Genomic DNA, 11,899 nt, shown 5'->3' on the forward strand with positions numbered 1-11,899 from the left:
CTTAATCTGAAGTAGCAATGTGTGACGCGTTTGCGGAGACGAGCGGTAGCGCAGCGAAGGAATTCAAAAGTTGATGTGGCGATTAGAATAACTCAGCATGATTTTACATAACACTTCCGGCCTAAGGAAACGCAGGCGTTAAAAAATGAAATGCAGACAGCGTAAAGCAATTATGATGGCTGTAAGAATTGGAATCGTCGGGATTTAGATTTGCTTAGCCTTGCAATGAAATCTAATAATAAGCTTCAATAATTGTAGCTGCATGCCTTCGTCGTCCTGAACGAAGTGTAGGGATTAGCCGTAGATTCCTTAAGCCTTGAATTTTTGTTTCTTTTTCTTCAAGGAAAAAGAAAAGACAACATGTGCAAAAAAGGGCGCAGCTCCACCGCACAATGCTTCCTCTACGCTCCGCATGACAAGCACAGCCTATGTCAAAAAAGCGAAGGGCTTCACATTTGTGAAGCCCTTCGCTTTTGTTAAAAATTAATTACTACCAAACTTTAGCACGTTCGCTTGGTTGACGGTACATCTTGTCACCAGGCTTAATGTCAAATGCTTTGTAGAATACATCGATGTTGCTCAGCGGACCGTTACAACGCAGTTCGTTCGGAGAGTGTGGATCAGTCATGATACGTGAAGCCATCTCTTCAGGACGAGTGTTAGCGCGCCATACCTGTGCCCAGCTCAGGAAGAAACGTTGATCAGGAGTAAAGCCATCGATTTTCTCGTTGCTCTTACCTTCTTTTGTTTTCTTGAATGCGTCATAAGCGATCGCCAGACCACCAAGGTCAGCCAGGTTTTCACCCAGTGTCAGTTCGCCATTTACGTGTACGCTATCCAGAACAGTGTAGCTGTTGAATTGTTTTACAACCACGCCAGATTTTTCTTCAAATTTCTTAGCGTCTTCAGCTGTCCACCAGTCATTCAGGTTACCATCAGCATCGTATTGACGACCCTGATCATCGAAACCGTGTGTCATTTCGTGACCGATTACCGCACCGATACCACCGTAGTTTACAGCGTCGTCAGCAGCAAAGTCAAAGAAAGGATATTGCAGGATACCTGCAGGGAAAACGATTTCGTTGAACGCTGGGTTGTAGTAGGCGTTTACTGTTGGAGGAGTCATGCCCCACTCAGTGCGGTCTACCGGACGGCCCAGTTTGCTCAGGTTAAAATCATATTCAAATGCAGAAGCAGCAATGATGTTTTTCACATAGTCGTTACCAACGATCTGCAGTTTGCTGTAATCTTTCCATTTGTCAGGATAACCGATTTTTTTCATGAACGTATTCAGTTTCACGAGCGCTTTTTTCTTAGTCTCTGCGCTCATCCAGTCCAGGTGCTGAATATGCTCTGCATAAGTCTGCTGCAGGTTGTTCACCAGTTCCAGCATACGTTTTTTAGCTTCTGGTTTGAAGTTTGCATCCACATACATCTGACCCAGCAGTTCACCGATAGAACCATCAACTACAGACAGCACGCGTTTCCAGCGTGGCTTCTGAGCTTGCTGACCACGAAGCGTACGACCGTAGAAATCGAAACGAGTCTGATCGAAATTGCTGCTCATGTAAGGAGCCATACCGTTTACCAGGTGGAAAACGAGGTATTTTTTCCAAACGTCAACCGGAGTTGCAGTCAGTTGTTTACCTACTTCTGCGAAAAATTTAGGCTGACCAACGATTGCGCTGTCTTCACCTTTAATTTTCAGCATCGTGAACAAAGATTTCCAGTCAAGACCCGGAGTTTCTTTATTCAGACCATCGAGGTTGAATTTGTTGTACAGTTTGTACGGATCGCGCATTTCTACACGAGTCATAGAAGCCTTAGCCAGTGACTCTTCCAGAGAATATACACTTTTTGCATCTGCTTCAGCAGCAGTTTGATTGTCGCCAATCAATACAAACATTTTTACCAAATATTGTTTGTATGCTTCGCGGATTTTAGTAGTGCGTGCATCCGTGTTGAAATAATAATCACGGTCAGGCAGGCCCAGACCACTTTGAGAGAACTGGCTGATCTGATGTGTTACATTTTTATCATCCGGGCCGATACCGAAGCTGAATACATCACCAATACCTTCCGTATGTTCCAGTGCGATTTCAGCCAGCAGGCTGTTTGCATCTTTAATACCGTTGATACGGGTAATCAGACCATTCAGTGGCGTGATACCTGCTTTTTCGATAGCAACTGTATCCATACCGCTGCGGTACAGATCACCTACTTTCTGATCAGCAGAACCTGGTTTTGCATTCTTGTTAGCAGCTGCTTTTTCAAGCAGTGTGTGCAATGCTTTGTAGTTATTTTCCTGAAGTTCGTTAAAGCTGCCCCAACGAGTTTCAGTAGAAGGAATCGGATTGTTTTTCAGCCAGGCGCCATTTGCGTAAAGGAAAAAGTTATCGCCAGGTTTTACTGCTTTGTCCATATTAGCCGGATCCAGCAGTTTGCGCGTTGCTGCATCATTAGCGTCTTTCGCACCGGCTATTTCGCCAGAGAAAACCGCCAGCATAGCTGCACCCGCCAGTACTGTCTTCTTAAGATTCATTTTAAAATTAAAGTTTTGACAGCGGCAAATGTACAAATAAACGCTTCGGTTGTATCCCACCCATTGGGGGATTTATCGGGCAGGAAGTCAAAAGTCAAAATTCAAAAACAAAAAATTGTTTATACGAAATGTGAAACGCGACACGTCAATACTAATAAGATTGACTCTTATTAGGTAATAGATTTAGTATTGTTGGTATGTGTTTTGTGGAGGATTTGTTAAAATCAGGATCAGAAGCGGTACATAACGCCGTATGACACGCGGAAGGCAAAAAATGAATGATAAAACAGAGTGATCAGGTTTTTTGGGACTCACAACTGACCGCTCACTACTCACAATATCAGCGATCCGCAAATCAGCTTTCAGCGATTTTAACCTCCGCAATTCCCGGAAAGTAATACATGCGTCCCGTTTTTACTTCCTTGCATTTGGAGCGGGTACGTAGTGTTTCCGTCTTTTCAAAAATACGCCCGTCGTCAATAATGAACCGTTGGCCAGCCTGAAGATCGTCTACCAGATGGTAACCAGGCTTGCGTTCATCATATCGGTGTAATGCTTTATAGAGTCCCGGATCTGTACAAGTACTGGCGGCCGGGTTGTGGATATAAGCCATCAGCGCCTTTTCTACATCCGGCGGAAAATATCCTTTGCCAATAAAAGGGATCAGAATATGGCGGAACTGCGTTTTCCATTCTTTGCCGTGTGGAGATACGGTATGCTTGAAATGCACATAAGTGAGCAAATGTGCTAGCTCATGCAGCAGTGTAATAAGAAAGCTGTACGGATTGAGATTGACATTGATACTGATCCGGTGATATGGCTTCTCACGGGTCGGGTTGCGATAATCGCCCAGTACACTTTTGCGCTCATGCGTCAGCTTGAGGTGAATAGTGTGGGATTGAAAAAAAGGAGCCACCAGTCCGAAAGTCTGCGGCGGCAAAAATTGTTCTAGAACCCGGATAGACGTTTCCTGCTTTTTCATTGGTCAGTTCTCGCTCATTTGTCCTCTCTGGCCATCTTTGAGAGGAGGACAGTTTCTACAAATGTATAGGCCGCGTAAATACCAAAAAGCATAAAAACGGTTGGCTTTTGTAGATTCTTGCGATTTAACATTACATAAATGAAAATAGAAATCATACAAACCATCAGCTTCAGCAATGAGGCGGAATAGACGCCGCGCACAAAAGCCTGCGGTGAATTTTTTACCTGGTTATTCACCAGCAAAAAGCCGACGATAGACAACAGGAGCATGATCGCGTTACCACCCATCAGTACCGGGAAATTTAGTTCTGGCTTAGATTTTCCGATAAAATAGAAAATAGCAGTCAGTACACAAAAAAGACCGATTACAGCAGGTAGAAGTTGTTTTTTCATTTATTTGGTTTGTTAAAAGCTTTGATGAGCTGCCATAACGAAATGACCAGCGCCAGCAAAGGTAATAATACTGTGAGCAGCGGAAAACGCCAGCCGATTTTTTTATCCAGCTTCATGCCGCCCCATACCGCCAATAATAGCATGACCAGCCATTGGGTGCCCAAAGCCGCATAACGCATCATTCCGGTATATTTTTTCGTGTCGTCACTCATACTATCTCTGATGTCTGATTTAAAGATCGCTGATTTTTGTGAGTTGCCAGTGGGCAGTTGTGAGAATGTCCACCCGATAATATACTCATTAGCGCTTAAGGCACCTGTGTAAGACAAAGGATAATGTAACCATAAGAGACTCACAACAGATCACTCACTATCATAAAATCAGCCATCAGCGATCGGAAAGTCAGCGATCTAATGCCGTCTGTGTCGTCTGCCGCTTGTTTTTGGTGTATTAGTGATTGCACCTTTCTTAATATCTTCCGGTCTTGGTAAAATACTACCCATCGCGGCGTTTTGTATTGCCTCCGGCGAAAGCATGGCTGTATCGCGTTTGCCGTCAAATTCGCCATTGATCACCTTACGGATATCCATTGCCTGTTTCTGCTGTGCCGAAACAAGATCGGAGAGGGAATCCACATTTTTCTTCAGTTGTATCATCTGGCGGCGCGCTTTATTGTCGGCATACCCGGGAATGTAATATTTCATTGGGGTAAACAATAATATAGATACCGTTATCAGAATGGTGACAACAAATAAGGTGCTGAATAATATATATACACTGCCTTTCGTCAGGCGGAAAGAAGCTACTTCTTCAAGAGATTCATCGTCAATGAATACCATTCTATATGGTACATTGAGCCTTTTAAAAAGCTTAGGCTTCTTAAATGTCAGTTTGCGGATCTTCATTGCAGCCCGCAAATTACGTTAAATCGTTGGTTTGAAATAAATGTGATCAATGTGGTAAATGTGTTTAATGTGGGCGCATACTTGTCACATCCGCCATAGTCACACATTAATCAAGTGAATGTGTGACTATAAGAGCACATTTATCACATTCCTCACATTTCGCACATTATAGATAGCAATCAAAACACCTGCTTCACATCCGCCATAGTCACACATTAATCAAGTGAATGTATGACTATAAGGGGAGCACATTTATCACATTCCTCACATTTCGCGCATTATAGATAGCAATCAAAACACCTGCTTCACATCCGCCATAATCACACATTAATCAAGTGAATGTATGACTATAAGGGGAGCACATTTATCACATTCCTCACATTTTGCACATTATCGATAGCGATTAGAAGACCTGCTTCAAAATCTCCCTATGAGAACTTTCCACATGTTGTTTAAAATCCCCATACCATTGCTGCCAATCACCCTGGCCCATCGTACCGGAAAGGCTTTTTTCGTAATCCTGTAACGATTTAAAGCCGGCCTCAAGGATCAGCCGGTAAGAATCACCTGTAAAATCAGACAGAACCCGCATGTCTGTCGCATCTGGCATCATTTTTTCTCCGGGCATATTGTCAAATAACTTCTTGACATCTTTGAAATGGCCAAATTTCAGCTGGAAAATATCACGTACTATATACATGGCTTTCGTTTTTGTATGGTAAAATTACGATACATAAATATGTAGTTTTTATAATTTGTGTCGATAATCCCAACCTGATCCTCAAAGAAAAAACAACCTTTTACTTGTCAGAATGTTTTAGCAACCATGTTATTTGTGTATTTTTCCCCTTGAAAGGATATGCTATAAAATAAATTTTACCTAACAGAGTTATACTATAAGTGCAAAACCGTCAGAAGATACCCGGATTTAAAGTCCTTTTGTTTATAATATTTTGTTTCGGACTCAGCTTTCAGGCTGGTCTGTTTTCTTATGCCCAAACTAAAAAGAAAACACCGGCCCCGGCTGCCAAAGCAACCGCAAAACCTGCCGACAGTGCCACAGTCGCTCGTCAACGGGTTTTGGATTCTACAAGACGTGTGCAGCAACATATGCTGGATAGCATGAAAACTGCCCGTACCCATTATTCAGATAGCGTCAAAGTTGTTCGTAAACACACCACCGACAGTCTCGCGACTGTTCGCAAATACCGGGAAAGCAAAAAATACCAGGATAGTGTCGCCCATGTTCGCCAGGCGAAAATCGATAAGATGCGTGCTTCCCAAAAGCAGTATTTCGATTCGTTGAAAGCTGTCCGCAAGAAAACGATGGATAGCACAATCGCCATTCGAAAACATGTAACTGATTCGGTCAAGAAAATTCAGCAGCACCGTACTGATAGTCTGGCAACGATCCGCAAATACAAGGAAAGTAAACGTTACCGAGATAGTACAAGTGTATCGCGCCAGCTGAAAATGGACAGTATGCGGGCGGTCCGAAAACATTTTACAGATAGTTCTATCGCTTCGCGTAAACACGTGATAGATAGTGCCAATAAGGTGCGTAAAGCTGCTACAGATAGCGTTACGGCCATTCGGAAACATTCGCTGGATAGCCTGAAGGCGATTCGCAAAGTAAAAACGGATAGTCTGGCCAAAGTAAAAGAGTCGCGGCTGAAAGATCAGAAAGCCCGGGAAAAGCTTCGTCAGGATAAGATGAAACTAGCCCTGGAGCTAAAGATTAAGAAACGACATGAGGCCTGGAATAACGAGAAAATGCTGAAAAAGAAATGGTCATTGCCACGACAGGCCATTCAAAATACGTTCACCAGGTACAATTATTATTTTAACGCAGATAAAAGGATGGACGAGGCGCTTGCCAATATGCAGCGGGCGAACCGAGAGAATCTTGACTCGATCATTGCATTGTTCCCGTTCGACCCCGACCGGGACTCGACCAAGCTGGCCTCCGATATGGATAGTATTATCCGGAAGGTTTCGGTAGGTACTCAAATTCACGATCCGAGGACCAAATGGGGTGACGATCTGTATTTATTGCTGGGTCAGGCGTACTTCTATAAGGGTAATTACGAAAATGCGATCACATCGTTCCGCTATACGGTTTCTATGTACGATCGTTTCAAGAAAAAGCCGACAGGATCAAAACCTGCTTCTAAGGAAACGCCATCCATATCTGAGGAAGAGAAAAAATCCATGCTGGATTTCATCAAGCACCGCTCGGTACACAACGAAGCGTTGCTTTGGCTGGCGCGAACGTACACGCAGGCCGGAAGGTTTGCTGATGCTGAATCAGTACTGGATCTGTTGGGCGCAGATAGCAAATTCCCTGAAGATATGCGTGGAAGGCTGGCGCTGGAAAACGCATTTCTCAGCCTGAAGCAAAAAAATATTCGCACAGCTAGTCAGCAGTTGCCAATTGTGGCGGCTGATGATAATGTTCCATATTGGTTACGTCTGCGCGCTACGTACCTGAGCGGACAGCTGGCGCAAAAACAAAATGATTTCAACGGTGCCGCAGGTCATTTCAGAGATGTGATCGATATGAATCCGAAGATTGAAATGGATTTCTATGCGCGTAAAAACCTTGCATACAGTCTGATGCTGGCGGGTGGTGATCAGAAGGAAGCCATTGCCGCGCTGAAACGGATGCTTAATGATGGTAAATATGCTACCTATTATGAACAGGTGTATTTTATCCTCGGACAGTTATCGATCAATAGCAACAATACTAAAGACGCCCTGGTTTACCTGCAGAAAAGTATCAGTTCTCCGAAATCAACCCGGAAGCAAAAAGCACTTTCGTTTGCCTCTATGGGTGGCGTTTATTACAACAGTGGTAACTATGAACTGGCGAAACTCTCGTACGATAGCGCTGCGATTCTTGGTGGCCGCGTACCGGATACAGCCATCGCGATAGCCGTTCGTCGCAGCAAAGCGCTAGATGAAGTAACTGGCCCGCTGCGTACTATTCATACACAAGATAGTTTGCTGGCATTGGGCTTGATGAGTGAGAAAGAACAGCATGCAGCGATAAAAAAATACATCCGTCATCTTGAGCAGTTGAGAGCTGATAGTGCTTACCGCGCCGAAAACGGCGGATTAAACAGTGCGAATCTCACCGATGCGGGTAGCCTTGATAACAACGTATCCAGCTGGTATTTCTCCAATGCAGGTCAAATGCAGCAAGGACAAAATGATTTTAAACGAAAATGGGGTTCCAGACCGCTTGCCGACAACTGGCGTGTAAGTTCGCTCAGCGGATTTACCGGAGGTGGCAGCAATACTGCGAATTCGGGTAGCAATAATGGAGCCGAAGCCGGTAATTCTGTGGATTTGGATGAAAACGGTCTGCCTACGGAAGCCAGCCTTGTTGCTTTTATCCCGACTACCAAAGAAAAGCAGGATGAAGCAAGATTGCGGATTCAGCGCGGCTATATTGATCTGGCCAATGCTTATGTTCGTCAGCTGGAAGATTATCCCCGCGCTACCCAGACATTGGATACGCTGGAAAAGCGATTCCCGACTAATGACCATAAAGCGCAGGCTTATTATCTCCGTTATCTGATAGCACTGCGTCAGAACCAGCTCGATAAAGCGCAGGAGTACAGTCAGAAACTGCAACAGGAATTCCCGTCGTCTCAGTATACTTCGTTGGTTCGCCCGTCCGAAGATTCAAAAACTGGTACGGAAGCCAAAGTGCCGGTTACCACTTTCTATAACGAAACATATGATTTGATGCAGCGTCATGAATACACGCAAGTGATTCATAATTCAGATATGGCACGTCGTCAGTATGGTGATGTGCGCTATCAGCAACGTTTTACAATTCTGGAAGGCGAGGCGCTGGCAGCAACTGGTAATTATAACAAAGCAGACACGCTGATTTCCGATTATCTGAAAAACAATCCTTCCGATTCACTGAAAGATTGGGCAGAAGCGGTCATGAATTATATTACCAAAAACCGGCCGGTTCCAGTAAAAGATACTACGAAGGCTAGTGCTCCGGATATGTCACATCCGACGCCTCCGGAAATGCCGCCGCTTCCAAATTCCGCGACAACGAATAATACTAACAATCCGGCGCAGCCGAATCCGCCGTCACCAGGCGCAGATTCATCAAAAGCCGCCGCCGTGGAAATACCGGCAACCTATACATACAAGCCGTCAGAGGAGCATTATTTTGTGTTTGCCTTCAATAAAATGGAGCCGAGGGCAATGGGCGTAAAAGCTGGTTTGACAGATATGAACAGTATCAAATTCTCCGGCCTGGGGCTTTCTACTGGTTTGGAAATGCTTTCGGCACAATCGGGGATGGTGATTGTCAAGTCATTCAAAGATCTGGCGCGTGCGAAGATTTATATGAATGCGCTGAAAACTTCACCGCAGGTATTAAGAGATTATAACGATGGGGAGTACAATGTCTTCCTTATTTCTGCGAAAAACCTGCTGAAGCTCAAAGCCGATAAAAACCTTCCGGCTTACCTGGATTTCTATAAAAAACAATACAAATAGAAAATCAAAAGCTAAAAGTGTAAAGTATAAGGCTGAAAGCTGCTCCTGCTGATCCAATGATTGGAAAACAGGAGCAGCTTTGTTCATTTTCGCCGTAGTTTCCTTAAGCCTTGAACTTTTGGTTACTTTTGTTTTAAGACAAAAAGTGACAGATAACGAACAGCAATTCTCACACGAGCTATAGCGCTAAAGGACTATAATCAGTCCCAATAGCATGATTTTCGTGATCTCTGAAAAAAATGGTAAATTAGGATAGACTAAAAAATTACATGCAAATAGTAACCTCCTCCTCATATAATCTCAACGAAGAAGAAGAAAAAAAACTCATTCTCCGGGAATACCGGGCATTGCTCCGCGTACTGAAAGCAAGACTCAAAAAAGGTGACAAAATATTGTTGCGTCATGCCTTTGAAATTGCTGTAGATGCGCATAAGGACATGCGCCGTAAATCAGGCGAACCTTATATTTTACATCCGCTCGCGGTTGCTAAAATAGTAGTAGAAGAAATTGGCCTTGGCGTGACCTCTGCTATTTGTGCGCTTTTGCACGATGTAGTAGAAGACACGGAGTTGACGCTGGAAGATATTAGTCGGGAATTTGGTACCAGTTATGCAAAGATCATCGATGGTTTGACCAAGATTTCGAACGTAGTAGATCTTAAGGCGAATACAACCGTTCAGGCAGAAAACTTCCGTAAGATTCTGCTGACACTTGCCGAAGATCCGCGCGTAATTCTCATTAAGCTTGCTGATCGTTTGCATAATATGCGTACGCTCGATAGTATGAGCCGCGAAAAGCAACTGAAGATTTCTTCTGAAACTACTTATATCTATTCGCCGTTGGCGCACCGCCTCGGTTTGTACGAAATCAAATCGGAGCTCGAAGATCTGGCGCTGAAATATACACAGCCTGAGATTTACAACGAGATCACCACTGGTTTGAAAGATACCAAACGGGAGCGTACTCGTTATATCAACGAGTTTATCAAACCGATCAAAGATGAACTGCAGCAGCACGGATTCAAGTTTGATATTTATGGACGCCCGAAAGCCATTCATTCCATCTGGAATAAAATGCGCACCAAGCACGTCGCTTTCGAAGAGGTGTATGATTTGTTTGCTATCCGCATTATCCTCGATTCAGATCAGGAGCACGAAAAGGAAGAATGTTGGAAAGTATATTCCATCATTACCAATTTTTACCGCCCGAGCACCGAGCGCCTGCGCGACTGGATCAGCGTACCGAAAGGGAATGGGTATGAAGCGTTGCACACAACCGTGATGGGCCCTGCTGGCCGATGGGTGGAAGTGCAGATACGTACCAAACGTATGAATGAAATTGCGGAAAAAGGTCTGGCGGCACACTGGAAGTATAAAGAAGGTTCTGACCAGAAACAGGAAAGTAAACTGGATAGCTGGCTGCAGCACTTACGTGATATGTTGAGCAGTCCGGAAACCGATACGCTCGACTTCCTGCAGAATTTCAAACTCGATCTTTTTACCGAAGAAATATATATCTATACACCGAAAGGCGATATGCGTGTATTGCCGAAAAACGCGACAGCACTGGATTTCGCTTTCGATATTCACTCCGAATTGGGCGCCCGTTGTATTGGTGCTAAAGTAAATTACCGGTTGGTGCCTTTGAGTCATGTGCTAAAAAGCGGTGATCAGGTAGAAATTATTACATCGAGCAAACAAAAACCGACTGAAGACTGGCTTTCATTTGTTGCAACGGCAAAAGCAAAATCCAGAATCCGTTATTATCTCAAAGAAGAAAAAAGAAAGATCGGAGAAGATGGCAAGGCAATATTACAGCGCAAGCTGGAACATCTGAAAGTGCCGCTGTCCAACAATAATATCAATGAGCTGATTGCTTATTATAAAAAACCTTCGCAGCTGGATTTATTTTATGCAGTAGCGGTAGGCGCTTTGGACTTGAAAGATTTGAAAGACTTTACAGTCCACGGTGATAAACTGCAACAACCGGTAAAAGAAGTAAAACCAGAACTGGCTAAAAATGTGGTTTCTGAAGAAGAAATCATGAAGCAGAAACCTGCAAAAGGTGCGGAACTGATCATCTTTGGCGAAAGCTCGGATAAAATTCTGTACAAGCTGGCGCAATGTTGTCAGCCGATTCCGGGTGATGATGTGTTTGGTTTTATAACAACCGGTGAAGGACTAAAAATTCACCGTACAGATTGTCCGAACGCAGCGCAATTGCTGGCTAATTATGGGCACAGGGTAGTGAAGACCAAATGGGCGAAGAACAAGGAGATTTCCTTCCTTACAGGTGTTCGTCTTACTGGTCTGGACGATGTAGGTGTGATTCAGAAGATCACCAATGTTATTTCTGCCGATCTCAAAATGAATATGCGTTCTATCAGTATCGATACGAATAATGGTGTATTTGAAGGTACGATTATGGTGTACGTGCATGACCGTGAAGAGCTGGACGTGCTTTGCGAACGACTGGAAAACCTGGAAGGCATCAACAAAGTAGAACGTCTGAAAACCGAAGTAGAATAATCCTTATCAGTTAAAATCTA

General features: G+C 44.0%; 8 protein-coding genes. 2 read left to right on the forward strand and 6 right to left on the reverse strand.

Features of this window, described 5'->3' with window-relative positions:
* Window positions 1-490 precede the first annotated feature (490 nt).
* From DN068_RS20975 to DN068_RS21000, 6 genes are all read right to left on the reverse strand, one after another.
* Window positions 491-2,542, reverse strand: a complete 2,052-nt coding sequence (locus DN068_RS20975) for a M13 family metallopeptidase (RefSeq protein WP_111000915.1) — start codon at window positions 2,540-2,542, stop codon at window positions 491-493.
* Between the two features lie 355 nt (window positions 2,543-2,897).
* Complete coding sequence (locus tag DN068_RS20980) at window positions 2,898-3,524, reverse strand: SprT-like domain-containing protein (RefSeq protein ID WP_111000916.1); 627 nt, start codon at window positions 3,522-3,524, stop codon at window positions 2,898-2,900.
* A gap of 14 nt (window positions 3,525-3,538) precedes the next feature.
* The gene (locus DN068_RS20985; protein WP_111000917.1) at window positions 3,539-3,916 is read right to left on the reverse strand and encodes a hypothetical protein; all 378 of its coding nucleotides are present in this window, start codon (window positions 3,914-3,916) and stop codon (window positions 3,539-3,541) included.
* On the reverse strand, window positions 3,913-4,245 hold the full coding sequence (locus tag DN068_RS22325; RefSeq protein ID WP_123985440.1) for a hypothetical protein: 333 nt from the start codon (window positions 4,243-4,245) through the stop codon (window positions 3,913-3,915). The genes DN068_RS20985 and DN068_RS22325 overlap by 4 nt, the downstream gene beginning before the upstream one ends.
* Window positions 4,246-4,326: 81 nt before the next feature.
* On the reverse strand, window positions 4,327-4,821 hold the full coding sequence (locus tag DN068_RS20995; RefSeq protein WP_111000919.1) for a hypothetical protein: 495 nt from the start codon (window positions 4,819-4,821) through the stop codon (window positions 4,327-4,329).
* Window positions 4,822-5,224: 403 nt separating this feature from the next.
* On the reverse strand, window positions 5,225-5,521 hold the full coding sequence (locus DN068_RS21000; RefSeq protein WP_111000920.1) for a hypothetical protein: 297 nt from the start codon (window positions 5,519-5,521) through the stop codon (window positions 5,225-5,227).
* A gap of 239 nt (window positions 5,522-5,760) precedes the next feature.
* On the opposite strand from DN068_RS21000, the gene porW reads away from it, so the two are divergent.
* Together porW and DN068_RS21010 are read left to right on the forward strand one after the other, a co-directional pair.
* On the forward strand, window positions 5,761-9,351 hold the full coding sequence (gene porW / locus DN068_RS21005; protein WP_123985441.1) for a type IX secretion system periplasmic lipoprotein PorW/SprE: 3,591 nt from the start codon (window positions 5,761-5,763) through the stop codon (window positions 9,349-9,351).
* 269 nt (window positions 9,352-9,620) lie between these two features.
* Entirely contained in the window at window positions 9,621-11,879 is a 2,259-nt protein-coding gene (locus tag DN068_RS21010; protein WP_111000922.1) for a RelA/SpoT family protein, read from the forward strand.
* Window positions 11,880-11,899: the final 20 nt, after the last annotated feature.

The organism is Taibaiella soli (genome assembly GCF_003236175.1).
Classification (GTDB): Bacteria; Bacteroidota; Bacteroidia; order Chitinophagales; family Chitinophagaceae; genus QKTW01.

Coding starts and splice junctions, on each gene's coding strand:
- DN068_RS20975 (WP_111000915.1), bottom strand. CDS start 2,542: ATGAATCTTAAGAAGACAGTACTGGCGGGTGCAGCTATGCTGGCGGTT.
- DN068_RS20980 (WP_111000916.1), bottom strand. CDS start 3,524: ATGAAAAAGCAGGAAACGTCTATCCGGGTTCTAGAACAATTTTTGCCG.
- DN068_RS20985 (WP_111000917.1), bottom strand. CDS start 3,916: ATGAAAAAACAACTTCTACCTGCTGTAATCGGTCTTTTTTGTGTACTG.
- DN068_RS20995 (WP_111000919.1), bottom strand. CDS start 4,821: ATGAAGATCCGCAAACTGACATTTAAGAAGCCTAAGCTTTTTAAAAGG.
- DN068_RS21000 (WP_111000920.1), bottom strand. CDS start 5,521: ATGTATATAGTACGTGATATTTTCCAGCTGAAATTTGGCCATTTCAAA.
- DN068_RS21010 (WP_111000922.1), top strand. CDS start 9,621: ATGCAAATAGTAACCTCCTCCTCATATAATCTCAACGAAGAAGAAGAA.